Source organism: Sphingobacterium bovistauri, from assembly GCF_020295405.1.
GTDB lineage: Bacteria > Bacteroidota > Bacteroidia > Sphingobacteriales > Sphingobacteriaceae > Sphingobacterium > Sphingobacterium bovistauri.
The window spans coordinates 23,154-49,077 of the sequence record NZ_JADEYP010000017.1 but is presented as its reverse complement, the minus strand read 5'-3'; the positions used below and the strand labels follow the sequence as shown (position 1 = coordinate 49,077).

General features: G+C 34.8%; 23 protein-coding genes. 12 read left to right on the top strand and 11 right to left on the bottom strand.

Annotation, left to right across the window (positions count from 1 at the left end; translation table 11 throughout):
- Nucleotides 1-4 precede the first annotated feature (4 nt).
- A complete protein-coding gene (gyrA, locus tag IPZ78_RS10280) occupies nt 5-2,548 on the bottom strand; it encodes a DNA gyrase subunit A (RefSeq protein WP_225553357.1) in 2,544 nt (847 codons plus the stop codon).
- Between the two features lie 337 nt (nt 2,549-2,885).
- On the opposite strand from gyrA, the gene serC reads away from it, so the two are divergent.
- From serC to IPZ78_RS10255, 5 genes are all read left to right on the top strand, one after another.
- A complete protein-coding gene (gene serC, locus IPZ78_RS10275; protein WP_225553355.1) occupies nt 2,886-3,953 on the top strand; it encodes a 3-phosphoserine/phosphohydroxythreonine transaminase in 1,068 nt (355 codons plus the stop codon).
- Nucleotides 3,954-3,968: 15 nt separating this feature from the next.
- Complete coding sequence (locus IPZ78_RS10270) at nt 3,969-4,916, top strand: D-2-hydroxyacid dehydrogenase (RefSeq protein ID WP_225553353.1); 948 nt, start codon at nt 3,969-3,971, stop codon at nt 4,914-4,916.
- A 118-nt stretch (nt 4,917-5,034) separates the two neighbouring features.
- Nucleotides 5,035-6,351: an aspartate kinase gene (locus tag IPZ78_RS10265; RefSeq protein WP_225553351.1), complete on the top strand. Its 1,317-nt coding sequence runs from the start codon at nt 5,035-5,037 to the stop codon at nt 6,349-6,351.
- A gap of 18 nt (nt 6,352-6,369) precedes the next feature.
- Nucleotides 6,370-7,533 (top strand): diaminopimelate decarboxylase, encoded by a 1,164-nt coding sequence (gene lysA / locus IPZ78_RS10260; RefSeq protein WP_225553349.1) that lies wholly within the window; start codon nt 6,370-6,372, stop codon nt 7,531-7,533.
- Nucleotides 7,534-7,656: 123 nt separating this feature from the next.
- A complete protein-coding gene (locus tag IPZ78_RS10255; protein WP_225553348.1) occupies nt 7,657-7,833 on the top strand; it encodes a hypothetical protein in 177 nt (58 codons plus the stop codon).
- A 23-nt stretch (nt 7,834-7,856) separates the two neighbouring features.
- On the opposite strand, the gene IPZ78_RS10250 is transcribed toward IPZ78_RS10255, so the two are convergent.
- From IPZ78_RS10250 to IPZ78_RS10235, 4 genes are all read right to left on the bottom strand, one after another.
- The gene (locus tag IPZ78_RS10250; protein ID WP_225553346.1) at nt 7,857-8,114 is read right to left on the bottom strand and encodes a hypothetical protein; all 258 of its coding nucleotides are present in this window, start codon (nt 8,112-8,114) and stop codon (nt 7,857-7,859) included.
- On the bottom strand, nt 8,114-9,376 hold the full coding sequence (gene icd, locus IPZ78_RS10245; protein WP_225553343.1) for an NADP-dependent isocitrate dehydrogenase: 1,263 nt from the start codon (nt 9,374-9,376) through the stop codon (nt 8,114-8,116). The genes IPZ78_RS10250 and icd overlap by 1 nt, the downstream gene beginning before the upstream one ends.
- Nucleotides 9,377-9,398: 22 nt before the next feature.
- The gene (locus IPZ78_RS10240) at nt 9,399-11,528 is read right to left on the bottom strand and encodes a cation:proton antiporter (protein ID WP_225553341.1); all 2,130 of its coding nucleotides are present in this window, start codon (nt 11,526-11,528) and stop codon (nt 9,399-9,401) included.
- Between the two features lie 84 nt (nt 11,529-11,612).
- Nucleotides 11,613-12,755, bottom strand: a complete 1,143-nt coding sequence (locus IPZ78_RS10235) for an ABC transporter permease (RefSeq protein ID WP_225553339.1) — start codon at nt 12,753-12,755, stop codon at nt 11,613-11,615.
- A gap of 172 nt (nt 12,756-12,927) precedes the next feature.
- Here IPZ78_RS10235 and fmt point away from each other — a divergent pair, with 172 nt between their 5' ends.
- Nucleotides 12,928-13,848 (top strand): methionyl-tRNA formyltransferase, encoded by a 921-nt coding sequence (gene fmt, locus IPZ78_RS10230; RefSeq protein ID WP_225553337.1) that lies wholly within the window; start codon nt 12,928-12,930, stop codon nt 13,846-13,848.
- A gap of 18 nt (nt 13,849-13,866) precedes the next feature.
- Here the strand turns inward: fmt and IPZ78_RS10225 are convergent, their stop codons facing one another.
- A complete protein-coding gene (locus IPZ78_RS10225) occupies nt 13,867-14,076 on the bottom strand; it encodes a helix-turn-helix domain-containing protein (protein WP_225553336.1) in 210 nt (69 codons plus the stop codon).
- Between the two features lie 258 nt (nt 14,077-14,334).
- On the opposite strand from IPZ78_RS10225, the gene IPZ78_RS10220 reads away from it, so the two are divergent.
- The 6 genes from IPZ78_RS10220 to IPZ78_RS10195 all read left to right on the top strand — a co-directional run bounded on the left by IPZ78_RS10220 (nt 14,335) and on the right by IPZ78_RS10195 (nt 22,126).
- On the top strand, nt 14,335-15,195 hold the full coding sequence (locus tag IPZ78_RS10220) for a sigma-70 family RNA polymerase sigma factor (protein WP_079642450.1): 861 nt from the start codon (nt 14,335-14,337) through the stop codon (nt 15,193-15,195).
- Nucleotides 15,196-15,401: 206 nt separating this feature from the next.
- Nucleotides 15,402-18,002, top strand: coding sequence for an ATP-dependent chaperone ClpB (gene clpB, locus IPZ78_RS10215; protein WP_225553334.1), 2,601 nt, complete (start codon nt 15,402-15,404; stop codon nt 18,000-18,002).
- A 146-nt stretch (nt 18,003-18,148) separates the two neighbouring features.
- On the top strand, nt 18,149-19,576 hold the full coding sequence (locus IPZ78_RS10210; RefSeq protein WP_225553332.1) for an arylsulfatase: 1,428 nt from the start codon (nt 18,149-18,151) through the stop codon (nt 19,574-19,576).
- Between the two features lie 526 nt (nt 19,577-20,102).
- Nucleotides 20,103-21,116, top strand: coding sequence for a pirin family protein (locus IPZ78_RS10205; protein ID WP_225553329.1), 1,014 nt, complete (start codon nt 20,103-20,105; stop codon nt 21,114-21,116).
- Between the two features lie 125 nt (nt 21,117-21,241).
- Entirely contained in the window at nt 21,242-21,703 is a 462-nt protein-coding gene (locus tag IPZ78_RS10200; protein ID WP_225553327.1) for a GNAT family N-acetyltransferase, read from the top strand.
- 9 nt (nt 21,704-21,712) lie between these two features.
- Nucleotides 21,713-22,126, top strand: coding sequence for a flotillin family protein (locus tag IPZ78_RS10195; RefSeq protein WP_225553325.1), 414 nt, complete (start codon nt 21,713-21,715; stop codon nt 22,124-22,126).
- A gap of 56 nt (nt 22,127-22,182) precedes the next feature.
- Here the strand turns inward: IPZ78_RS10195 and IPZ78_RS10190 are convergent, their stop codons facing one another.
- The 5 genes from IPZ78_RS10190 to IPZ78_RS10170 form a co-directional block, all read right to left on the bottom strand.
- Nucleotides 22,183-24,051, bottom strand: coding sequence for a fimbrillin family protein (locus tag IPZ78_RS10190; RefSeq protein ID WP_225553324.1), 1,869 nt, complete (start codon nt 24,049-24,051; stop codon nt 22,183-22,185).
- Nucleotides 24,014-24,190, bottom strand: a complete 177-nt coding sequence (locus IPZ78_RS10185) for a hypothetical protein (RefSeq protein WP_225553322.1) — start codon at nt 24,188-24,190, stop codon at nt 24,014-24,016. The genes IPZ78_RS10190 and IPZ78_RS10185 overlap by 38 nt, the downstream gene beginning before the upstream one ends.
- 174 nt (nt 24,191-24,364) lie before the next feature.
- Nucleotides 24,365-24,631 carry a hypothetical protein gene (locus tag IPZ78_RS10180; RefSeq protein WP_225553320.1) on the bottom strand — a complete coding sequence of 89 codons (267 nt, stop codon included), beginning with the start codon at nt 24,629-24,631 and terminating at the stop codon, nt 24,365-24,367.
- Nucleotides 24,632-24,734: 103 nt separating this feature from the next.
- Nucleotides 24,735-25,325: a LytS family sensor histidine kinase gene (locus tag IPZ78_RS10175; RefSeq protein ID WP_225553318.1), complete on the bottom strand. Its 591-nt coding sequence runs from the start codon at nt 25,323-25,325 to the stop codon at nt 24,735-24,737.
- A 1-nt stretch (nt 25,326) separates the two neighbouring features.
- Nucleotides 25,327-25,923 carry a DUF502 domain-containing protein gene (locus IPZ78_RS10170; RefSeq protein WP_225553315.1) on the bottom strand — a complete coding sequence of 199 codons (597 nt, stop codon included), beginning with the start codon at nt 25,921-25,923 and terminating at the stop codon, nt 25,327-25,329.
- Nucleotide 25,924: the final 1 nt, after the last annotated feature.

Sequence of the window (25,924 nt, the reverse complement as noted above, 5' to 3'; positions counted from 1 at the left end):
TTTATTATTCCTCTGAATCAGTATTATTATCTTGATCTGCAGTTGAATCTTCTGTACCTTCTTCTATCTCTTCTTCCTCTTCACGAGCTACTTTAGTAATAGATGCAATTTCATCATTTTCTTTTAGCGTAATCAAACGAACACCTTGCGTAGCACGTCCCATTACACGTAATGCATCAACACCTATTCTAATCACAATACCGGACTTATTGATAATCATTAAATCATCATTATCTGTCACTCCCTTAATTGCGACTAATTCACCTGTTTTCTCTGTTACACTAATTGTTTTGACACCCTTACCACCACGATTTGTAATGCGGTAATCGTCAATATCGGTACGTTTACCGTAACCTTTTTCTGAAACAACCAATACAGATACTTCAGAACTATCAACACTAATCATGCCAACTACTTCATCTTTTTCGTGCGCTAATGTAACACCACGCACTCCAGTAGCTGTTCTTCCCATAGGACGAACCGTAGATTCATTAAAACGTATAGCCCTACCCGAACGTAATGCCATTACGATTTCACTATTTCCGCTCGTCAAACAAGCTTCAATTAGCTGATCACCTTCATTGATATTAATAGCATTAATACCATTAGCACGAGGGCGTGAATAAGCTTCTAAAGAAGTTTTCTTAATGGTACCTTTCTTAGTACACATGATGATGAAATTGTTTTCCAAGTACTCTTGGTCTTTCAAGTTTTTCACCAAAATGAAAGCCTTTATTTTTTCTTCTTTCGGTACATTGATAATATTTTGGAGTGCACGTCCTCTTGAAGTACGACTTCCCTCTGGAATTTCGAATGCACGTAACCAGAAACAACGTCCAGATTCGGTAAACAACAACATATAATTATGTGCCGTTGCTGTAATAATATGTTCCGTAAAGTCTTCTTCTCTTGTATTTGATCCAATAGAACCTTTACCACCACGTCCCTGACGTTTGTATTCAGTAAGTGGCGTACGTTTTACATAGCTATTATGAGAAATAGTGATAACAACTTCTTCATCATCGATAAAGTCTTCCATTGTCATATCTTCAGCAGAATGCACAACTAATGAACGACGCTCATCACCAAATTTCTCTTTTACTTCGATAAGTTCATCCTTGATGATTTGATAACGTAATCCTTCATCAGCTAAAATTTGCTTCAAATAATCAATCGTTTTCATCAATTCAGCATATTCTTCCTTGATTTTATCACGCTCTAGTCCTGTCAAACGACGTAAAGTCATATCTAGGATTGCGCGAGCTTGAATGTCGGATAAACTGAATTTTTCCATCAACCCAAGACGTGCTTCATCGGGTGTATCTGAGCTACGAATCAATTTGATTACTTCATCTAAATGATCTAAAGCAATTAAGTAGCCTTCCAAGATATGGGCACGCTTTTCTGCTTCTGCCAATTCAAACTTTGTTCGTCTTACTACGACATCATGTCTATGCTCAACGAACACTTCAATCATATCTTTCAAATTCATCATCATTGGCCTTCCTTTTACTAAGGCAATGTTGTTTACTGAAAATGAAGACTGAAGTGATGTATGTTTAAATAAGTTATTTAGGACAACATTCGCGTTTGCATCACGTTTTACTTCATAAATAATACGTACATCTTTAGCAGACTCATCACGAATTTCAGATATTCCTTCTAATTTTTTCTCGTTGACTAATTCTGCAGTACGCTTAATCATATCTGCCTTATTAACCAAATAAGGAATTTCGGTTACCACAATAATTTCACGGCCTGCCTTTGTCGTTTCGATTTCTGCTTTTGCACGCATCACAATACGTCCACGACCAGTTTCAAAAGCTTCACGAACACCGTGATGCCCATAGATTAATCCTCCTGTAGGGAAATCTGGTGCTTTGATGTGTTGCATCAATTCCGAAATCTCTATATCTCTATTATCAATATAGGCTATTGTACCATCAATAACTTCAGTCAGATTATGCGGAGCCATATTTGTCGCCATACCTACAGCAATACCTGAAGCTCCGTTCACTAACAAATTAGGAATACGCGTAGGCAATACTGTGGGCTCTTGTTCCGAGTCATCAAAGTTTAATTGAAAATCAACAGTATCCTTTTTAAGATCTGCCAACATTTCTTCTGCTATCTTACGAAGACGAGCCTCAGTATAACGCATCGCTGCAGGAGGATCTCCATCTAATGAGCCGTAGTTACCTTGACCATCTACCATCGGATAACGCATAGACCAATGCTGCGCCATACGTACCATCGTGTCGTACACCGAAGAGTCACCGTGTGGGTGATATTTACCTAACACCTCACCTACAATACGTGCTGACTTTTTGTAAGGCTTCCCAGAACTTACTCCTAGACCATCCATACCATAAAGCACACGTCTGTGTACAGGCTTCAAGCCATCTCTTGCATCAGGCAAAGCACGTGATACAATTACCGACATCGAGTAATCGATGTAGGCAGATTTCATTTGGTCTTCAATATTAACTTTAACAATCCTGTCGTTAGCAGGAACTAAATTATTGTCATTTTCTGTTTCTTCAGCCATATTTTGAATAGGAATCTGTAAAACTATTTTTTGATACGAATTAATCTAATACGATACCTTGCGAAGGTACGATTTTTTATCAACATAACGGACTTTTGAGACAATAAAAACTTAATAGAAACACATCAATTTCAGACCTAATTTTAACGTTGTAATTCCATGTTACATAATCACTTAAAACGCTCCTAAGTATACAATTACTAGACAAGACAAATGATTTAATTTTACAAAAAGCTAATATTTGATGAATTTTTGACAAAGAATAGCATTTTATTTTGAGAAATAATCAAAAAAGCTATTATATTTGCACTAAAAAATAAAACAAACACAAACAGTAATGAAACATAATTTTGGAGCAGGGCCGTGTATTTTACCTCAAGAGGTATTTCAAGAGGCTGCAAAAGCAGTTCTTGACTTCAATAATACAGGTTTATCGATATTAGAAATCTCTCATCGTTCAAAAGAATTTGAAGAGGTAGTCGCAGAAACTGAAAGTTTAGTTCGTGAGTTATTAAATGTTCCAGAAAATTACTCCGTGCTATTTTTGCAAGGTGGAGCAAGTCAACAATTTGCTATGATCCCAATGAATTTACTACCTGAAGGTGGTAAAGCTGCATATTTGGACACTGGTGTATGGGCTAGTAAAGCGGCGAAGGAAGCCAAAAACTTTGGCCAAATTGATATTGTTGCCTCATCAAAAGAAAGCAATTACACATATGTGCCTAAAGGCTTTGATATCCCTCTAGATGCTACATATTTTCACTATACATCAAATAACACAATCTACGGCACAGAAATTTTTGAAAAACCTCAAACAACAGTACCTACTATCGTAGATATGTCCTCTGATATATTAAGTAGAGAAATTAATGTTGCTGAGTTTGATTTGATCTATGCTGGGGCTCAAAAAAACATGGGACCTGCAGGTGTAACTTTAGTGATTGTAAAAAATGACTTATTAGGAAAATCAGGACGTTCAATCCCTACTATTTTCAATTATCAAGAACATATCAAAGCTGGCTCGATGTACAACACCCCTCCTGTATACTCGATCTTTGTTTCAATGTTAAATTTACGTTGGTTGAAAGCAAAGGGTGGCATTAAAGCTATTGAGCAAGAAAACATCATCAAAGCACGTACACTATATGATGAAATCGAAAGAAATACTTTTTTCAAAGGTACAGCCGCTGTAGAAGATCGCTCAAGAATGAATATTACTTTTGTAATGGACACTCCTGAACTGGAAGCTGAATTTTTAACTTTGGCTAAAGAGCGCAACTTAATCGGTATTAAAGGTCACCGTTCAGTGGGTGGTTTCAGGGCCTCTGTATACAATGCATTAGGCATTACTTCTATCAATGCTTTAGTGGATGCGATGCGTGAATTTGAAGAAAGTCATAAATAATAAACTAACAGAAAAATGAAAATATTAGCCAATGATGGGATTGATCCTATCGGTAAAAAAATATTAGAAGATGCTGGATTTGAGGTGGACACAAATCACATCCCTCAAGCTGAATTAGCTTCAAAATTAAATAATTACGATGCTATCACTGTACGTAGCGCTACTAAAGTTCGTCAAGAATTAATCGATCAATGTCCAAATATCAAAGCTATCGGCCGTGGTGGTGTAGGTATGGATAATATAGATGTAGAGTATGCACGCAGTAAAGGTATTGCTGTAGTTAATACTCCAGCAGCGTCTTCTCACTCCGTAGCAGAATTAGTTTTTGCTCACCTATTAACAGGTGTTCGTTTCTTACATGATTCTAACCGCAAAATGCCAGTTGATGGAAATTCAAATTTTGGAGGTCTGAAAAAATTGTACGCTGGAGGTGTTGAGCTTAAAGGGAAAACGCTAGGTGTTGTAGGCTTTGGCCGTATCGGTCGTGAAACTGCAAAAATCGCCCTAGGAATGGGAATGGATGTTGTATACTACGATTTATTCGAAGGCCCTAAAGCATTAACTATTGAATTATCTGGCTCTATTTCTGTTGATGTACCAGTACAGCAGGTGGAATTAAATGACTTATTCGCTTCATCTGATTTCATTTCTCTTCACGTTCCATTCTTAGATAAGCCAGCTATTGGCAAAGATGAGTTTGCATTATTGAAAGATGGTGTAGGCCTTGTGAACGCTTCTCGTGGCGGTGTAATTGATGAATTAGAACTAATTAACGCATTAAACTCAGGCAAAGTAGCATTTGCAGGTTTAGATGTTTTTGATGACGAGCCTAATCCTAGAACAGATATTTTAACACACCCTAAAATTTCATTGACACCACATATTGGTGCAGCAACAAATGAAGCTCAAGAGCGTATTGGAGAGGAATTAGCTCAATTATTGATTGAAAATCTGAAGAAGTAATTCTTCCGCATAAAATTTATGCGGCACAAGAGCTTATTAGCATTTTGTGCCGCATTTTTGTATATGTATATTTGGCAATTATTTACAACATAGACTAAAATATTTTACTAATTATAACATGAAAGTTTTAAAATTTGGTGGTACTTCAGTGGGAAGTGCTGCACGCATCAAAGGCTTACTAGATATTGTAAACCCTAATGAACGTCAAATCGTTGTATTGTCAGCAGTTTCTGGCACAACGAATGCTTTAGTAGAAATAGCACAAGCATTTTCAGATAGAGATAAATCAAAAGCTTTAGATTTAATCAAAGCACATAAAGATAAATACGAAGGTCTTATTAAAGAGCTTTTTACTTCAGAGAAAGGTTTAAAACAAGGTCAAGAATTAATTGACTACCATTTCAATCTTATTGGAGACTTTGGTAACCACGATGTCTTTACACCAACAGAAGAGAAGATTATCCTGGCTCAAGGAGAATTATTGTCGACTACATTATGGCACTTGCGTTTAACTGAAATCAATATTCCTTCAGTTTTATTACCAGCATTAGATTTCATGAAAATCGATGAAGACAATGAACCTATTGTTGACTACATTACGGAGAAATTATCCCCATTTTTAGAACAAAATTCTGACAACAAATTATTCATTACGCAAGGTTTTATTTGCAGAAATTCTTTCGGTGAAATTGACAATTTACGCCGTGGTGGTTCAGATTACACAGCCTCATTGATTGGTGCTGCTATTAAAGCTGATGAGGTTCAAATCTGGACTGATATAGACGGTATGCACAATAACGACCCTCGTATAGTTTCAGGCACCAAACCTATTGCAAATTTAAGCTTTGACGAAGCGGCAGAATTAGCTTATTTCGGCGCTAAAATATTACATCCTCAATCTGTTTTTCCTGCACAAAAATATAATGTACCTGTACGTTTGTTAAACACAATGGATCCAACTGCACAGGGTACTTTGATCTCAAAAAATGGAGCTGAAAAAGGATCTATCCGTGCTATTGCAGCTAAAGATGGCATCACTGCTATTCATATCCATTCCTCACGTATGTTGCTGGCTTACGGCTTCTTACGCAAAGTATTTGAAATCTTCGAACGCTATAAAACTCCGATTGATATGATTACAACTTCGGAGGTTGCAGTATCGTTATCAATTGATGACACGAGTAACTTGTTAGAGATCATCAAAGAAGTCGAGTTATTTGGTAAGGTTGGTGTTGATGAAGGTCAAACTATTATTTGTGTAGTAGGTGACTTTGGGGCAAACACACATGGATATGCTGCACGCGTATTGGATGCAGTTAAGCATTTACCTGTTCGTATGATTTCATATGGCGGTTCAGATTACAATGTGTCTATATTATTAGATTCAAAACACAAAACTGAAGCCTTACGTTCATTGCACAATAGATTATTTTAATAGCTGATAAATTCTACCATGTTTCAAAACAAAGAAATAAAACAAAGTTTAACACAGCAAGAGACTCCATTCTATTTTTACGATTTAGAACTATTAACACGTACATTAGACGCTGCAAAGAAAGCTGCTGACAAAAGAAATTTCCATATTCATTACGCCCTTAAAGCAAATTTTAATGATAAGATACTATCGCTCATACAATCTAAAGGCTATGGGGCTGATTGTGTAAGTGGTGGTGAGGTGGAAAAATCAATGGAGATTGGTTTCCCTGCAGAAAAAATTACATTTGCTGGTGTAGGTAAATCTGATAAAGAGATCATTGCAGCTTTAAAGCACAAAATATTTGCATTCAATGTTGAATCTATTCAAGAATTAGAAGTAATCAATGAGTTAGCAGAGCAAATTGGCGAGAAAGCTAATGTTTCATTGCGTATCAACCCTAATGTAGATGCACATACCCACCATTATATTACTACGGGCTTAGACGAAAACAAATTTGGCGTCCCTAATTCCGAATTAGAGAAGGCTGCTTCTGTTATTAAAAGTTGCGCGCACATTAACCTTATTGGATTACACTTTCATGTGGGTTCACAAATTACAGATATGAATGTATTCAAATCGTTGTGTGTAAAGGTTAATGAATGGAAAAATTTCTTTGAAGAGCGTGGTACTTATATAAAAGTAATTAATGTCGGCGGAGGATTGGGTGTAGACTACAAAAATCCAGATGCGAATCCTATCCCTGATTTTGAAGCTTATTTTGACGTATTTGATAAATTTTTAGAACGCACAGCTCAGCACGAAGTTCACTTTGAATTGGGTCGTGCTCTAGTAGCACAATGCGGGACTCTAGTGAGTAAAGTCTTGTATACCAAAAGCGGTGTAAAGAAAAATTTCCTTATTCTAGATGCAGGTATGACCGAATTGATGCGCCCGGCATTGTATCAAGCATACCATAAAATCGAAAAAATTGGTGAGATTGAAGCTGACAGTAAGTTTATGAATTATGATGTTGTAGGACCTATTTGCGAGAGCTCAGATTGTTTCGGCAAAGAGGTTGAATTACCAATATGTGAACGAGGTGATTTAATTGCTATTCGTACCGCTGGTGCTTATGGAGAAGTAATGGCTTCAAATTACAACCTAAGGAATGAGATAAGACATTATTTCAAAGAGAAATAAATATATTTATCAATTTAAACAATAATGCTCAGCTTCTAAAAGACTGAGCATTATTGTTTAAAAAATCACCAAAACTTAAAAGGTTCTTGATTGTTCTATTCATAGCACTAATACATCGGCGATATGCAAGAAGAACACAAAAAAGAAGAATGGGAAGGAAAAGTACCCGAAGTAGTTAAGGAAGAAGTTGATGATAAGCCCGCTGGTAAAACCATAATCTTAGTAATACTTGTAACACTTATTTTATTGGCTATCGTATATTACTTCTTTTTCAGGGATTCAGAAAATATGTTTAATTAAATATAAAAAGTGATTTTACTATTCTATAGTAAAATCACTTTCCAAGCTGACAAAATATCATCTTGACTTAAATATTCCTTTGCCTTTTCTTGAAGATGAATATCTCTTGTAGAGTCATCACCTATAAAAGTATTCGTCAATTCTTGAATGGCCGGCTGTAATCTAAAATTATCAACTTCCAACTCCGTGGGTAGCTCATGTATTTTAGATAATTTATACTTATCAGTATCAGTAAAAATCGTTGATTGACGAATAAAAGATGGCAATTCTTCGTATAACATTATATTTTTTCAATTATTTTATCTGCAAATTCACTAGTTCTTAATAGAATAGCACCTTCCATTAAATTGTAAAAATCTACCGTAACTGTTTTATCCTTTATAGCCTGAGATAAGGCATTTACAATACTATCCGCAGCTTCGTTCCACCCCATGTACTCCAACATCATCACACCACTTAAAATTACCGAAGAAGGATTCATCGTATCAGTATTTGCAAAACGTGGCGCTGTCCCGTGCGTTGCTTCGAAAATAGCATGTCCAGTTTTGTAATTAATATTTGCACCTGGAGCAATCCCTATCCCCCCTACCATAGCAGCCAACGCGTCTGATATATAGTCTCCATTCAGGTTTAATGTAGCTACGACTGAATAATCTTTCGGTGCTAACAGTATTTGTTGCAGAAAATTATCTGCGATAATATCCTTTATAACTATTTTTCCGGAAGCTTCTGCGGCCTTTTGCTCTGCATTAGCAGTATCCTGCCCCTTCTCCTCCTTTGTACGCTCCCATTGTCCCCATGTATAAGTGAATTGACCAAATTCCTTTTCGGCAACTTCAAATCCCCACTGTTTGAATGCTCCTTCGGTGTACTTCATAATATTACCTTTATGCACTATGGTCACCGAAGATTTCTTATGTTCAATAGCATACTCTATCGCTGAACGAACCAAACGTTTTGAGCCTTCCTCAGACACAATTTTTATCCCTATTCCTGAATTTTGATTAAAAGAATAATCAACACCTAATTCTTCTAACAAGTATTTTTGAAGTTTTTTTGAGTCCTCAGAATCAGCAGAAAATTCAATGCCTGCATAAATATCTTCGGTATTTTCACGAAAAATAACCATATCTACATCCTCAGGACGCTTTATTGGTGATGGTACACCTTCATACCATTTAGTCGGTCTCAAGCACACATACAAATTTAATTCCTTGCGTAAAGCAACATTTAAAGATCGAATTCCCCCACCTATTGGTGTAGTAAGTGGTCCTTTAATTCCAATTAAATATTCTTTGAAAGTATCCAACGTTTCATTCGGCAGCCAATTTCCTGTTTCATTAAAAGCCTTTTCTCCAGCCAAAACCTCTTTCCATGTTATAGAACGCTTACCTCCGTATGCCTTTTGAACTGCCGCGTCAAAAACCCTAACAGAAGCATTCCAAATATCTGAGCCAATGCCATCGCCTATAATAAAAGGAATAATTGGTTGATTAGGAACAGATAATATACCATTTGTTCCCATAGTTATTTTTTCGCCCATAATTAAATAGTTTTAGTGCTTGCTATTTTTCTTTATTAAATATATTACCTATTTCGCGTGATATTTTCCTAAAGATTGGTGAAGCTTCAACAGATTCGTACTCATCAATATGTTGATTTTCTTGACGACTTGGGAAAATTAAAATTAAGTTTTGATTCTTATAATATTTCCCTACTCGCTTTGCTAGACCATCTAATGAATCTCGATAAGAAACTTCTCCACTTCTTGAAGAAACAAAAACTAATAGCGAGTCTGAATTGCTAAAAGTGGCAAGTCCATAGATATTATCCCAATCTTCGTAATTACCATAAGTCGCTCTAACACTTGATTTTAATTTATTTTTTGCTTCATCAATATTCTCTTCGGTTCTTGCATCACATACAAAACTTATAGGTAATGACAATTCTTGAGCCAATTTTAATATTTTTTCCAACCAATATCCAAAACCAACTTCAGATTCAGCTAAGGGAGGTACAAATACAGTAATTGAGCGATGTGTAATCATTGGTTTTTCTATTCGACACATCAACAAAGTTGCATCGGTCTTATTCAAAATACTTTCTGCTTTTTCTCCTACTATTTTGTCAACAAAAGAAACCACACTAGGCCATCCCATTATAATAATATCTGCCAGTACTGATTTTGACATACGCGCTATACCTGACGGAATATTCATATCGACAGTAGTCAATAGTTCTACTTCAGTTTCAGAACCAGAAGCGTATTTAGCTGTATTCTCTAGATTTCTTTTTGCTTCGATAATATTCCTTTCAGCCTGTTCATCATCCGGTACGACGCTGACAATATTAATTGGGAATGGAGACTTTTTTGATTTTATAAGCGTTGCAAAATCCAAAATGGGTTCCATATTGCTCATATTGGCAATAGGAATCATGATCTGTTCTTCTGACTCTTCTACATGCTCTATATGCTCATCATCTTGATGTCCCTCACGCACGACCTTTTTAGAAGCACTTTCTGTCATCATAGTCGCAATAATGCAAGTAACCAATATCAAGACTATTGTACCATTTAACACATTTTCATCAATTATATTATTATTATAACCAACCATGATAACGGCCAAAGTGGCCGCAGCATGTGCATTACTTAATCCAAAAATGAGATTTCTTTCATTTTTGGAATATTTAAAGGTTAACTGTGTAGCAGTTGCAGCTAAAAACTTACCCAACACAGCAACAACAGTCAATGTAGCAGCTACAATTAGCGCTGTAGGACCTTTCATTAATACACTAACATCAACGATCATTCCTACTGAAATAAGAAAGAAAGGAATGAATATAGCATTTCCAATGAACTCTATACGGTTCATCAAAGCCGAAGAATGCGGAATAAGCTTGTTTAATGCTAAACCTGCAACGAAAGCCCCAATTATCGGTTCTAAACCAGCTATTTCAGCCATAAAAGCGGAAAAGAAGACCACTGTTAGCACGAAGATATAATGCCCTGTCTTCTCTGACTCTACTCTTTGAAAAAACCACTTGGCAATGCGAGGTATTATACCAAACATAATAAGTAGGAAAACCGCAAAAGAAACACCCAAAGTCACCCAAAACTCCTGATTAATATCCCCTTGTGCTGCACCAGTAATAACTGCAAGAATTATCAATACCGCTGTGTCCGTCAAGATCGTACCCCCGATAGTAATAGCTACAGCTTCATGTTTAGAAATGCCATAACGACTTACTATTGGATAAGACACCAATGTATGTGTAGCAAACATACTAGCAATTAGTACACTAGGTAGCAAATCATAACCTAAACCGTAAAAACAAACAGGAAAACCAATAGCAATTGGAATAATAAATGTAAAAAAGCCAAACAAAGCACTCTTGTGTTTGGTCTTTTTAAACTCGTTCATATCCAACTCAAGACCAGCTATAAACATAATATAAAGTAAACCTATAGTTGAAAACAAATTCACAGCAGAACTTTTCTCCAACCAGTTCAACCCATGCGGCCCGACAACTACCCCTGCTAATATCAATCCTATTATACCTGGTACTCGGATAGCACGTAGTAATATAGGGGATAATAAAATAATTAGTAAAACAAGTGAAAAAATTAAGACAGGATTAGTAAGAGGCGCTTCAAAAGCATGGATCAAATGATCGATCACTTTATTATTCATTGTATTCTGCAATTATATTAGTGGATTAATTTTAATCGCAGTTAAAATACAAAAAAAACACGGCAATTAGGAATTCGGAACCAATTACTTAAATTGAATAGCCTTAATTGGTGATATCCGAGTTATAAGCATTGAAGGTATTATAGTAGTCAAAAACACTAAAATTATAACAGATATATTTAATACAACTACTGTAAGCACATCAATGTGCATTGGCACAAACTCCAAATAATATATACTAGGATCTAATTTAAAAAAGTGTGTAGCTCTCTGGAAAAAATAGGCAGAAAATGCGACTAAGTTACCGATCAACAGACCGTATCCGATGATATATAAAGAATTCATCATAAACACTTTACGCAACGCTGTATTATTCATCCCTAAAGCCTTCAATATACCTATCATATTTGTACGTTCTAGAATAGTGATGAGTAACGATGAGACCATATTTATCACTGCTACAATAACCATCAATACGAAAATAATATCATCATTCATATCCAACATTTCCAGCCAATTGAATACATCGGCCCAAAATTCAACTACATTTGTAGCTTTCAATTCTACGGGCAATACCTCATTAACTGCTTCTGTCACTTCATTCAACTTTGAAAAATCATTGATTCGTATTTCATAAGCACCTGTCTCATTAACCAATAGATTATTCATCTTACGAATCACTTCAATGGATCCAACCACATAATTTTTATCCCAATCATCTGAATTTGTTCTATAAATACCTGTGATCAGAAACTTTCTTTTGCGTGTACGATTGTCCTTTACGAATGACATTATTAAGTCATCACCCACTTTCAAGCTTAATCGATTCGCAAGATAATATGAAATGAGCAATTGCTGCTCATTGCTATCTTCCTCTAGGTTTAGAATATTTCCATCAACTAAACTACTTTTTAAAAAACGCTGATCGTAAGTTGGCTCTATCCCCTTCAGCATCACCCCCTCTACTTCCGAATTAACATTGATTATCCCTACCTGAGTTGCGAAACCATTAATAGATTCAACAGTCGGAATACTTAATATCTCCGTCCTCTGAGAGTCGCTTAGCAATACTGGCATCAATGCATAATCAGCTAAAGTTTGCTTTGTAACGACAAGGTCACCAAAAAAACCACGTTGTTTCGTTGTTATCTCTTCTTTAAAGCCTCTTAGTATAGCTACAGAAAGAAGTATTGCAATAATAGCAATAGACAATGCTCCTATAGTCACACGGACTATAAGTTTAGAAAAAGTCCGTTGACCTTTTAAATTTATTCTATTGGCTAAAAATAAAGGAAAATTCAACCTGCAATATTATTTTGTAACTTCGCAAAGTTAATAATTTTTGGCACTTGACAAATTCAAGTTATACCGTTTTAAAATAAAAGTAATAAGATTATATATGCGTATCGTGTTTATGGGAACCCCAGATTTTGCAGTGGCTTCATTAAAAGCTTTGTTAGATGCTGGAGAAAATGTTGTTGCTGTGATTACTGCTCCAGATAAACCAGCTGGAAGAGGACAAAAATTAAATCAATCTGCGGTAAAGGTTTTTGCCGAAGCTAATGGCTTACCTGTTTTACAACCGGAGAAATTAAGAGATCCTAGTTTTATAGAAGATTTAAAATCTTATCAAGCTGATTTACAAGTTGTCGTTGCATTTCGTATGTTACCAGAACTTGTTTGGAACATGCCTCCTATGGGGACGATTAATGTACATGCCTCTTTATTGCCACAATATAGAGGGGCTGCCCCTATTAATCATGCAGTGATAAATGGAGAGAAGGAATCTGGCGTTACGACATTCCTTTTACAACATGAAATCGATACCGGCAATATCTTATTAGCGACGAAAGTTGATATTAATGAAACCGACAATGCAGGAATACTTCATGACAAACTGATGCTTGCTGGAGCAGAAACGTTAGTAAGAACTATCGATGGTCTTCGAAATAATAGTATTAAACCTGTTCCTCAAGAAAATTTGAGCATTGAAAATTTAAAACATGCGCCTAAAATTTTTAAAGAAGACTGTCTTATAAATTGGAAAAATACGACTGAAAGCATTTATAATCTAACACGCGGTTTAAGTCCCTATCCTACAGCTTTTACATATTTAAACAATAAAGTACTCAAGATTTTTGAGGCTGAAAAAGAATTAACCAATCACTCAAGCGAAGCCGGTTCAATCTTAAGTGATGGAAAATCTTTTTTGAAATATGCAACAATAGATGGCTACCTCAATTTGAAAATCATTCAAATTGAAGGGAAGAAAAGAATGGAAATTAATGATTTTTTAAAAGGCTATCGTTTTGAGAAATAAATAAATTATAAAATAAATTTATTCTTCCTCATACACGATAACATCACCTGGTTGGCAGTCTAGTGCTTTGCATATAGCTGCCAATGTACTTAAACGTATAGCTTTAGCCTTGTTGTTTTTTAAAATGGATAAGTTTGATAAAGTTATTCCAACATGTCCGCTTAATTCATTAAGGGACATTCGTTTTTTAGCCATAACTTGATCCAGTCGAATAATTAACTTTTTCATTGTAATTATAATTTTATAATGTGAAAACATTTTTATTGTGAAAAGGTTTTAATATAGAGGAACAAAAATTATTTATTGTAATATAACTACTTAATTAACATTAATTAAGATTTTTTGGAATGATTTTTGAAGTTAATAATAAATTTCGATACACATTATAACTCCCTCATAATGAAGTGATAAATTACAAATTTATTACATATATTCACGTAAAATATTAGTATTTTTGCAACATCCAGAAAAAAGGTATAAAAATTAATGAGACAGCTCAAAATTACACAATCGATCACGAATCGTGAATCACAATCTCTTGACAAGTATTTACATGAAATTGGAAAAGTTGACTTGATTACTGCTGAAGAAGAGGTAATCTTAGCACAACGTATTCGCGAGGGGGATCAAGTGGCATTAGAGAAATTAACAAAAACCAACTTACGTTTCGTAGTTTCTGTTGCTAAACAATATCAAAATCAAGGTCTTACTTTAGGAGACTTGATCAATGAAGGTAACTTAGGCCTAATAAAAGCAGCTAAACGTTTTGACGAAACCAAAGGTTTTAAATTTATCTCTTATGCGGTGTGGTGGATTCGTCAATCTATTTTGCAAGCTATCGCTGAACAATCACGTATCGTACGTCTACCTCTTAACCAAGTAGGTTCATTAAGTAAGATCAGCAAAGCGTTTTCAAAATTAGAACAAGAGTACGAAAGAGAGCCTTCTCCAGAAGAATTAGCGGACATCTTAGAAACTACAGTAGACAAGGTTTCAGATACGTTGAGTAATTCAGGTAGACATGTATCAATGGATGCACCATTTGTACAAGGTGAAGAAAATACGTTATTAGACGTATTAGAAAATTCTGATCCTGATACAGATAGTTCATTGATTGACGAGTCATTATCTGAAGAGATCAAACGTTCACTATCTACACTTACAGAAAGAGAAAGAGAGATTATCGTTTTATTCTTTGGTTTAGGATCAAATCACCCCCTGTCACTTGAAGAGATCGGTGAGAAATTTAACCTAACGAGAGAACGTGTACGTCAAATTAAAGACAAAGCTTTGCAACGTCTTCGTCACACATCTCGTAGCAAAATTTTAAAATCTTATTTAGGCTAACTTTTAGCTCATATTCAAAAATTTGGAAAGCGCAAGATAATATCTTGCGCTTTATTTTTGGTCAAAAATTCAGTCAGCTTAATCAAAACATGAAATTTTGACGCTCAAAACCACTTAAAACAGACAAAATTTCCGATTTAAACTTTATAAAACCCACAGGCATTCCATTTGTTAAAATAATTATGTAAACCGAAAGGAGAATAAAAATGAATTTTAACAATTATACAATCAAAGCACAGGAGGCTATTCAAAAAGCTTCAGAAATTGCGGTTGGCAATCAACAGCAAGCTATTGAACCAGCACATATACTCAAAGCATTGTTGACCGTAGATGAAAACGTAATTGCACATTTACTAAAAAAACTAAATGTAAACAGCAATTACATTGGTACGGAGACAGATAAAATAATTGACGCTTTACCAAAAGTATCTGATACGAATGTATACTTAAGTAATACCTCAGCTACTGTACTTCAAAAGGCACAAAGCTATTTGAAAGAATTTAATGATGAGTATGTGTCCATAGAACATCTTTTATTAGGACTTCTCTCCTCTTCAGATAAGGTTGGAAGTTTATTGAAAGGTCAAGGAGTTAATGAAAAAGATTTAAAATTAGCAATTAAAGAATTGAGAGGAAATAATAGAGTGACAGATCCAAATGCGGAAGCAACATATAATGCATTAGGTAAATATGCCCGCAATTTAAATGAATTTGCAGAATCAGGCAAACTTGATCCTGTAATAGGACGTGATGAAGAAATTCGTCGTGTGATGCAAATTCTTTCGCGTCGTACAAAAAATAACCCAATCTTAGTCGGTGAGCCCGGTGTTGGTAAAACAGCGATCGCAGAAGGTATAGCACATCGTATAATCAAAGGTGATGCACCAGAAAATTTGAAAACAAAAACTGTTTTCTCGCTGGATATGGGAGCATTGATTGCCGGAGCAAAATATAAGGGAGAATTTGAAGAACGTCTTAAAGCTGTTGTAAAAGAGGTTTCAGAATCTGATGGTGAGATTATCTTGTTCATTGATGAGATCCACACATTAGTAGGTGCTGGTGGTGGCGAAGGAGCAATGGATGCCGCAAATATTTTGAAACCAGCATTAGCGCGTGGTGAATTACGCGCAATTGGTGCGACCACGTTGAATGAGTATCAAAAATATTTTGAAAAGGATAAAGCTTTAGAACGTCGTTTTCAAAAAGTTATGGTCGAAGAGCCGGATACGCAAGATGCAATTTCTATTCTTCGTGGCTTGAAAGAACGTTATGAAACACACCACAAAGTGCGCATACTTGATGAATCAATTATCGCAGCTGTTGAACTTTCGCAACGCTATATTACAGATCGTTTCTTACCAGACAAAGCGATTGATTTAGTGGATGAGGCTGCTTCAAAATTACGTTTAGAAATGGACTCAGTTCCTGAAGCTGTAGACGAATTGGAGCGCCGCATCATGCAACTGGAAATTGAACGGGAAGCCATAAAACGAGAGAAAGATGAGAAAAAAGTAGCTGAATTATCGGAAACTATAGCGAATCTTTCATCGGAAAGAGATTCATTAAAGGCAGCTTGGCAATCCGAGAAAACTTTAGTGGATCGTGTCAACCAAGAAGTTCAAAATATAGAAGATTACAAATTGGAAGCTGATCAAGCCGAACGTCAGGGTGACTATGGCCGGGTAGCTGAATTGCGTTACGGCAAAATAAAAGAAGCACAAGACACTGTTGAAAAACTTAAAGCAGAGTTAAACGAAAAGCAAGCAAGTTCACGGATGTTGAAAGAAGAAGTTACTTCTGAAGACATTGCAGATGTAGTGTCACGTTGGACGGGGATTCCAGTTAACAAAATGATACAGTCAGAACGTGAAAAACTGTTGAATTTAGAAGGGGAACTACATAAACGCGTGGCTGGTCAAGAAGAAGCTATAGAAGCCATTTCGGATGCTATTCGTCGCTCACGCGCTGGTCTTAGTGATGCCAAACGCCCTATTGGTTCGTTTATCTTCTTAGGAACTACTGGGGTTGGTAAAACGGAGTTGGCAAAAGCTTTAGCGGAATTTTTGTTTGATGATGAGCAAGCGCTAGTACGTATTGATATGTCCGAATACCAAGAACGCCATGCTGTATCGCGGTTGATTGGTGCGCCTCCAGGATACGTGGGTTATGAAGAAGGTGGTCAATTAACGGAAGCAGTGCGTCGTCGTCCATATTCTGTGGTCTTGTTGGATGAGATTGAAAAAGCACATCCTGATGTGTTCAACATCTTATTACAAGTGCTGGATGATGGTCATTTGACAGACAACAAAGGTCGTGTGGTGAATTTCAAAAATACGATTATCATTATGACATCGAATACTGGATCTCATATCATACAAGAGAATTTCTCTCAATTGAATGATGTAAACAGAGATGAAGTCGTTGCAAAAACGAAAGATGAGGTTTTTGAATTATTGCAAAAATCAATTCGACCAGAGTTTTTGAACCGCATAGATGAGATCATCATGTTCACACCGTTAAGTAGGAATGAAATTGGTAGTATAGTGAGAATGCAATTTAATCATGTTACCAAACAATTGGCAGAGCAAAATATCTTCTTATCGGCGACTGATGAAGCGTTGGATTGGTTAGCTCAATTGGGATATGACCCTATTTATGGTGCACGTCCATTGAAACGTGTGATTCAAAAGCGAATTTTGAACGAACTGTCTAAAGAAATTTTGTCTGGCAAAGTGACTTCAGATTCGATTATTAAATTAGATGTTTTTGATGGAAATTTTGTTTTCTTAAATAAGAATAAGCAATAGTCTTTGATAATTCTCCTTTTGCAAAGGGTTCTTTTCACTAATGGAAAGAACCTTTTTACTTTTTTTATATCTCTTGGAGACGTATTCATAAATAAATAATATTTTAGCGTCGAGATAACTTAATATACTAGCTTCCTAGAATAAACATGAATAAAACAACTCACATAATAACCTTCATCCTATTTTTACTAGCCTTGTCATCAAACGCGCAATCCAAAAAACCAAACATTGTATTCATCTTAGCAGATGATTTAGGAATTGGAGATTTAGGTGTCTATGGTCAAGAAAAAATCAAGACCCCAAACTTGGATAAATTAGCTGATCAAGGCATTACTTTTACACAATTCTACGCCGGCACATCTGTTTGTGCCCCCTCCCGCGCATCCCTTATGACAGGTATGCATACAGGACACGCCTATGTAAGAGGAAATAAAGAAATTGAGCCTGAAGGACAAGAGCCATTAGCAGATTCTATTCAAACATTTGCGATGGACTTGCAAAAGGCAGGTTATACGACTGGTGCATTTGGAAAATGGGGACTAGGAATGGTCGGTACTAGCGGAGATCCTAACCTAAAAGGTTTTGACACCTTCTTTGGTTATAATTGCCAGCGCCAATCACACCGTTATTACCCAACACATTTATGGCATAATAGCGACCGTGTGGAACTTAAAGGAAATGATTTATCAAATAAAGAGCTCTATGCTCCTACATTAATCCAAGGACACACACTACAATTCATAGAAGAGAATAAAGACAAACCGTTCTTCCTTTTTGTTCCAACTGTATTACCGCATGCAGAGTTAGCAGGCCCTGATGACGAATATTTTAAAATGTACGAAAATGCTTTTGTAGAAAATCCACACAAAGGAGAAGACTATGGAAAAAATGCGACTATTGCAGGATATGCATCTGTAGAAAAGCCACGCGCAACTTTTGCTGCAATGGTGACTCGCATGGACGCCTATGTTGGGCAGATTGTCGCAAAATTAGATGAATTAGGTCTGCGAGAGAATACTATTATTTTATTTACGAGTGACAATGGAGCACATCGTGAAGGTGGTGCAGATCCTGACTTCTTTAACAGTACAGCAGGATATAAAGGAGCAAAACGTTCACTTTACGAAGGAGGTATACGTACACCACTTATTGTAAATTGGAAAAATAAAATTTCACCAAATCAACAAACAATTCATATAGGAGCATTTTGGGATGTATATAATACACTAGTGGAATTAGGAAAAACATCTCCATCAATCCAAAATGATGGTATTTCTTTTCTTCCAACACTATTAAACCAAGGAAAACAAAACAAGCATAAATATCTGTATTGGGAATTTCATGAAGATGGAGGAAGACAAGCTGTATTATCTAAAGGTTGGAAATTGATCAAACAAAAAGTGAAAATTCCCAACGAGTCATATTACGAATTGTATAATATTGAAAAAGATCCTTTCGAGAAAAACAATGTAGCTCGTTCGAATCCAAAGAAAGTAAAACAACTTTCGAAATTGATTAACAAAGCACATATCGAAAACGAAATATATCCATTCATTCAATTTTCGGATAACTAAATTCTTAATTTTAAGCTTGACTAATAACCTAAATGTTATAATTCTTTCGTTAGTGTGTTTTCAAAAAACACTATAGTCTCGTCAATTATTAGATTTTGTATAATAAGCCTCGCTCTTAAAAGTACTATTAGATACAAACTAGTAGTACTTTTAAAAATTGTCTCAAATTAGTTTTAGATAATAATACTAATGACAAAATAAATAAGCCTTATTATTAATCATGATTTCAATATTCTAACTATAAAATTTACCCGTCCAAATCTCAAATAGAGAGCTATTAAAAGATTTTTCATAAAAAAGTTGTATTACCTTACTCCTCTCAAATTGTGCAGTTAAACCTTTCAATCATTTATTTATTAAGATGAACAAAATATTTAGAATTAAATTTCAATGTTAATATCAAATTATGAGCAATTATTGAAATTATACAAAAGAAATAAAGGCACTTACCTCAAGGTTACTCCGTCACATATTGGCATATTACGGCATAACGTTTGATAAGTATATTGTAAAGAAAGGTAATAAAATGAAAGTTAAAAATATTCAAAAAGTAGTAGGTCCAATGCCTATAGGAGATCCATTTATTTTAGGTGCTTACCATTATGACAAGTATCCTGCTGGTAATGGTAAATTTGGACCTAAAGCATCTTTGGAAGGAAAAAATTTGGGAAATGATTTTGACCGAAACGCTGATTGGCGTATGTATCATGGCAAAGAAATCCCCGGTTTTCCATTTCACCCCCATCGTGGTTTTGAGATTATCACGATAGCTGAGGAAGGTTTTGCAGACCACTTTGATTCCAAAGGTTCAAAGGGTCGTTATGGTGAAGGTGATGTGCAGTTGATGAGTGCTGGCTCTGGTGTGTTGCATGGTGAAATGTTTCCATTAATAAATGAAGACAAAGATAATCCAATGCGCTTGTTTCAAATATGGTTAAATCTTCCGGCAGTAAGTAAAATGACTGAGCCTGAATACAAAATGCTTTGGCACGAAAATATTCCAATTGCAAAAGTAGGTGATGATGTCAGAGTGAAAGTAATATTGGGTGAATATAATGGTGTAAAGTCGATCGACGCACTACCCCACTCATGGGCCAAAGATCCAAAACATCATGTAGGTGTAGCATTAATTGACTTAGCTCCTAATGCAACTTATAAGTTAGAGGCTGTTTCAGATACAATGAATAGATTTTTATTCTTTTATGATGGAAGTGGTGTTGTAAATATTGATACATATAGTATGCAACAAAATTTCATCGCTGATTTAGCTGGTGGAGAAGAGATTATAATAAAAAATAATTCCGAACGTGCTAAATTGTTAATATTGGAAGGCGAACCTATTAATGAGCCAGTTGAAGCTTACGGACCTTTTGTCATGAATACAAAAGAAGAACTAGATCAAGCTTTTGCAGATTATCGCAAAACTCAATTTGGTGGGTGGCCTTGGGGGCATGAAGAAATTGATGTGGTACACCCCAAAGATGTTGGACGATTTGCGAGTTACAATTTTGGTAAAGACACAGACACACCAACTAAATAATTTCAAAGAGCGTCCAAGAATGAATTGGACGCTCTTTATTTTTACACGATAATATTATTACACAACTTCTAATATTTTATTTTTTAGAATAAAATTAGTATCTTCTGACAAAGTATACTGGAAATATGAATAGTGCAATCGTAATAAGAAAATATAAACCAGAGGATTATACCCAATTGTTGCAAATATTAAAAAATAACACGCCTCAATTTTTTGCTGAAACAGAAATTGAAGATTATAAATATTATTTAGATCATGAACTTCAAGATTATTTTGTCGCTGTATTAGAAGATAATATCATAGCAGGTGCAGGAATCAACTATGATAAAGAAAAACAGTTAGCTAAGATCAGTTGGGATATTGTAGATGTCGGCTTTCATAAACAAGGTATCGGCACATTGCTCCTTAATCATCGCTTAGAAATAATAACCCATCGCAAGAATATAAAGTCTATCATTGTACGAACTTCTCAGCATGCACATTCATTTTATGAAAAAAATGGCTTTAAGTTGCTGGAAACGCATAAAAATTATTGGGCCGAAGGGTTTGACATGTATAAAATGATTTATAGTAAGAAAGTAATTTAAAATTAGTAAATGAAAAACTCTAAACCTATTGGAATTATCCTAGCATCTGTAGTCATTATTATAATTATATTAATGTTTGGCTTACCGCTGTACAATGTTTGGCAACAAGAAATGGCAGGTAAAGCTGAAATGGCTAAAGCTGAGCAGAATCGTAAAATCTTAATTGAAGAAGCTAGAACTCGCTTAGAGGCTGAAAAACTCAATGCTCAAGCCGAAGTAGAACGCGCTAAAGGTATGGCAGAAGCTATGAAATTAGAGAATGGTACTTTAAACAGCACATACAATCAATATTTATTCATTCGTACTTTAGAAAAGCTCGCCGACAAAGGTGATTTACCACAAATTATCTATATGCCATCCGAAGGATTAGTACCTGTTTTGGATATGAATCATACTAAAAAAAATGTACAGCCTGTAGAATAAAATAAAAGCTCTCAAAATTTTGAGAGCTTTTATTTTATTCTACAGAAGATACACTATTAATTTGATCTAACACATCTTATATTATTAAGATCTGTTTTTGCGACATCAATCCCTAAAGCATTAATATTTAACAAATTTAGTAAGGATGCGTCTAGATAATCTGTTAGTGCTGTACCCGAATAACTTACTGCTCCTACTCCAGCAAGCCCTAATAAACTAACATTTGCTGTGCTAGTCCATATTCTAGATATATTTCCAGCTTCTCCTAGATTTAAATTTATAAGATTTTCTACCAAGCCAATATTAGCGTAAAATCCATTATAATTAAATCTTATCTTATTATTAATACCTACATCTGTTGTGGCATTGTAAAATGTACTTTGTCCTGAATCTGGCGTATATTCTGTGTAAGTTGCAGTCCTATTTCTTGATGATGGAGTTGGGAAATAAATACCAGCTAAATTAATACCTAATAGATTCAAATTTACTTTTATCAAATTCAACAAATTTATATCAGTAACTGTACCACCTATTGTTGCATAGAAATCAGTCGCTGATGGCATTTTCCAAACACCTGCTGGATAAACTAAAGAACAAGGATCACTATTAGTGCCGTAGGCTAATGGATTAGCACTTCCCCACGAAAAATAAGATTCTCTATTAAAAGAAGGAATATTGATATGCTGAAATCTATATGAATTGTCTAAACGATTATGATATAAATTTGATCTTGCCCACTTCACATTATGATCAAAATATCCAACTGGTAAAACTATTAAGTAATAATATCCCCTAGAAGATATTGTCAAAGGTGATTCTAATAAATCTATTTTTACGACTTTAGCCTTTCCCTTTAGTAAGTTACCCAAATTTGAAGTAAAAACCGGGCCATTTGTCGAAGTATACTCAAATGTTCGAGTACTATGACCAAGTGCCTGTGCTTGTGCATCAAGATTGATTGTTAATTTTCTTAATCGAACTTGAAAATTATTCAAGCTACCACTATATGGTGGAATATATACAAAAGCTACCTTAGTATCTGCTCTTGGGCTGCTCGGAACACCTCCCATAGCACTTAATTGTAAATTTTCGCCGTATTCGACTGTACTTGCAGTAATTTCTTGGTTTAATAGATTGAAATTAGCAACCTTCAAATTAGTATTTACTAATTCAATATTCAATTCATTGATATCCGCAAACATACCTCTAGTATTAACCTCAACTCCTACTCTTGAAAGCATGTGGTCAAAAACAATGGATAAGAATGTAGGATTAGTTGAACTTACAACACCTGAAATTCCACTGGCATACAAAAAATCTTTATTGACTCCCATAGACACCGTTGATTCACTCATAAAATTAATTTGAGGTAAATCATTTTCAATCGAGTTATATGAATACGCTATCCAGTGATATTTTTTACCCTCTTCTACTTTTATTGTAAATGCCTGACCTGCTGTCAATAAGTCCGATCGCATATAAGCGCCTCGAGATCCATTATTATCTTCAAATAAAACTAAATAATACTGAACTCCTTGTTGAACAGGAGAATTTGCGGCAATCCTATCCTTTCCTCTTGATGTGATTTTAGCTGAATTAGATAGATATCTATGTGAATAATCTTCTACAGATGCTAGAGCATCAAAGTCATCATAGTATAGTATATCAGACGCCAGATTTTCTTTAACATTATGGTTTGTAACTGTAGAAGCTATCGTTTGAAATTCTTCCCTAATTCCTCCAACATTTACGGTAAGACCAATTCCTATCTCCTGCGAACCGCTAGTAGTTTCTGATATATCCTTAGAGCAACTAAAAAAAGAAAATAGACATAGTACGTATAGGAAAATTACAGATTTTTGGTTCAATATGATTAGAAAGTTGTTTTTATAAGTCATATCGTCCTCCATTAACAGTTTCACCATAGCCATCTTCCCAATCATTTACATGAGGATATGAATTTACAGGATTTACAACGATAGACCCATTACATACGGGATCTTCAACCATAATTAATTCCAAAGAAATCTTTGGAGTAATATACTTCACGTTTTTGTTTTTCATAAGAAATATTTAGTAGCTCAAAAGGAAACTACAATTCAATAGTTAGATGTAATTCACCAAAGTTAAAAACATAAAACAATAAAGAAGAATTAATTCAATATTTTACGAAAACAAAAAAAAACCTCTCTTAAACAAGAGAGGTTTTTAAAAACTAATAATATTTTGTTAAGAAAATTAAAAACAAACTTCTAATATAGCAGCTAGTGGTATTAAAACACCGGACTTGATTTGTACATATTTATCCGTAACGGACCATACAGTTGTTTCTACACGTAAAGGACCATCAATTGTATTAAATACAATTGCAGCTTTTGACTTAAACTCATTTCCCAATCTTTGAGCATCTGCCAATTTACCCCTCAACTCTTCGGATCTATTTACCTCAGCCGCTAATATTTTATGATTTACAATATCTTCTTTCTCTATTAATGTTCCTGTCATATTATTTATATTTAAATCCGTCTTTAACTATTGTAATAGTAAATATAAATAATTGAAAAATTAAAATAAAGAATACAACAAAAGAAATACACAAAAATATGGCCTATCCTAATAACAATGTAGTTTTGAAAATATTACTATTACTATTGATTAGTAATTGATGTCTTTCTGGATATAATAGTGTAAGCCTTGCTTTCAGATTCTCAATTACAGTGGTAGATTCTTGACTTTGGATATAATGATTTACACGATTACTAACTTCCAATTTTAAACTATTCGTACTAGCCATTATGTTAATACGTATAGGATAATTCTCCATAGAATTATACCCATTAATAATAGCATTTTGAATTAACGGCAGCAAAATAAACGGAAAAACCTGTATTAGTGATTCCTTTTCTACTGTATTTGATACCTTTATAAAAAACTCACTTTGGCTAGCTGATTTATAACTCGAAATATAACTATTCAGCAAATCAAGTTCTTTGTTTAATGAATATTGCTTATTTATATCAACTCGGGTAGTTAATGAAAAAAAATCTTGAAGTAAAACAATTTTTTTTTGTTCTACAGCTATACGAATCAAGTTTAAATCCAGCATGCATGATTGAACACTCAATTGAGCTTGCAAATTTAACTTATCAGTATCTACAATAGGTGCTTTTCCAAATATATTGTTAAGAAAATTTGCCATATTATTCTAAACCTGATACCCCACCAGAGACAACTAATTTCATAGCATCAGTCGCAGACATATTTAATTTTGTTACATATTGGGATTCCACAACAACTATTTGACCAGCAAATGAATAAGAGAAAGGAAAGTACACTATAACTTCACCATCAAGACCGATCTTGTTTAAATCTCTCTGCGTCAAAAAACCAATCTTCTTTAGCCCCATATCGTTGACCTTAACTAGAACTGGTTCGTTGAATTTTTTCGCATCACCAACAAAAGCCTCCGTAAAATCCCTGATTGATGAATACAACGTATTAAATAAAGGTATTTTATTAATGGTCCGACTCAACCAATGTCTAATCGGTGCGGTGACAAATGTGGTAAAAATAAAACCAACTAAAATTAGAATACATAAAACCATCAATAAACCCCCACCAGGAATATATAATGGATGACCAGATTCATCTTCTAAAAAGTGTTGGGAAATATTTAACGCATTGTCTATAGAAGCAAAAATCCAAATAATCAAAAATACTGCACCTGCAACAGGCACCACCACCAAGACTCCCTTAATTAAATAATATAAAATCTTTTGAAAAAACTTCTTAAACATA

Excerpts from the sequence above, each read along its gene's own strand:
- gyrA (WP_225553357.1), bottom strand. The coding sequence starts at position 2,548 with ATGGCTGAAGAAACAGAAAATGACAATAATTTAGTTCCTGCTAACGAC.
- serC (WP_225553355.1), top strand. The coding sequence starts at position 2,886 with ATGAAACATAATTTTGGAGCAGGGCCGTGTATTTTACCTCAAGAGGTA.
- IPZ78_RS10270 (WP_225553353.1), top strand. The coding sequence starts at position 3,969 with ATGAAAATATTAGCCAATGATGGGATTGATCCTATCGGTAAAAAAATA.
- IPZ78_RS10265 (WP_225553351.1), top strand. The coding sequence starts at position 5,035 with ATGAAAGTTTTAAAATTTGGTGGTACTTCAGTGGGAAGTGCTGCACGC.
- lysA (WP_225553349.1), top strand. The coding sequence starts at position 6,370 with ATGTTTCAAAACAAAGAAATAAAACAAAGTTTAACACAGCAAGAGACT.
- IPZ78_RS10255 (WP_225553348.1), top strand. The coding sequence starts at position 7,657 with ATGCAAGAAGAACACAAAAAAGAAGAATGGGAAGGAAAAGTACCCGAA.
- IPZ78_RS10250 (WP_225553346.1), bottom strand. The coding sequence starts at position 8,114 with ATGTTATACGAAGAATTGCCATCTTTTATTCGTCAATCAACGATTTTT.
- icd (WP_225553343.1), bottom strand. The coding sequence starts at position 9,376 with ATGGGCGAAAAAATAACTATGGGAACAAATGGTATATTATCTGTTCCT.
- IPZ78_RS10240 (WP_225553341.1), bottom strand. The coding sequence starts at position 11,528 with ATGAATAATAAAGTGATCGATCATTTGATCCATGCTTTTGAAGCGCCT.
- fmt (WP_225553337.1), top strand. The coding sequence starts at position 12,928 with ATGCGTATCGTGTTTATGGGAACCCCAGATTTTGCAGTGGCTTCATTA.
- IPZ78_RS10225 (WP_225553336.1), bottom strand. The coding sequence starts at position 14,076 with ATGAAAAAGTTAATTATTCGACTGGATCAAGTTATGGCTAAAAAACGA.
- IPZ78_RS10220 (WP_079642450.1), top strand. The coding sequence starts at position 14,335 with ATGAGACAGCTCAAAATTACACAATCGATCACGAATCGTGAATCACAA.
- clpB (WP_225553334.1), top strand. The coding sequence starts at position 15,402 with ATGAATTTTAACAATTATACAATCAAAGCACAGGAGGCTATTCAAAAA.
- IPZ78_RS10210 (WP_225553332.1), top strand. The coding sequence starts at position 18,149 with ATGAATAAAACAACTCACATAATAACCTTCATCCTATTTTTACTAGCC.
- IPZ78_RS10205 (WP_225553329.1), top strand. The coding sequence starts at position 20,103 with ATGAAAGTTAAAAATATTCAAAAAGTAGTAGGTCCAATGCCTATAGGA.
- IPZ78_RS10200 (WP_225553327.1), top strand. The coding sequence starts at position 21,242 with ATGAATAGTGCAATCGTAATAAGAAAATATAAACCAGAGGATTATACC.
- IPZ78_RS10195 (WP_225553325.1), top strand. The coding sequence starts at position 21,713 with ATGAAAAACTCTAAACCTATTGGAATTATCCTAGCATCTGTAGTCATT.
- IPZ78_RS10190 (WP_225553324.1), bottom strand. The coding sequence starts at position 24,051 with ATGGTGAAACTGTTAATGGAGGACGATATGACTTATAAAAACAACTTT.
- IPZ78_RS10185 (WP_225553322.1), bottom strand. The coding sequence starts at position 24,190 with ATGAAAAACAAAAACGTGAAGTATATTACTCCAAAGATTTCTTTGGAA.
- IPZ78_RS10180 (WP_225553320.1), bottom strand. The coding sequence starts at position 24,631 with ATGACAGGAACATTAATAGAGAAAGAAGATATTGTAAATCATAAAATA.
- IPZ78_RS10175 (WP_225553318.1), bottom strand. The coding sequence starts at position 25,325 with ATGGCAAATTTTCTTAACAATATATTTGGAAAAGCACCTATTGTAGAT.
- IPZ78_RS10170 (WP_225553315.1), bottom strand. The coding sequence starts at position 25,923 with ATGTTTAAGAAGTTTTTTCAAAAGATTTTATATTATTTAATTAAGGGA.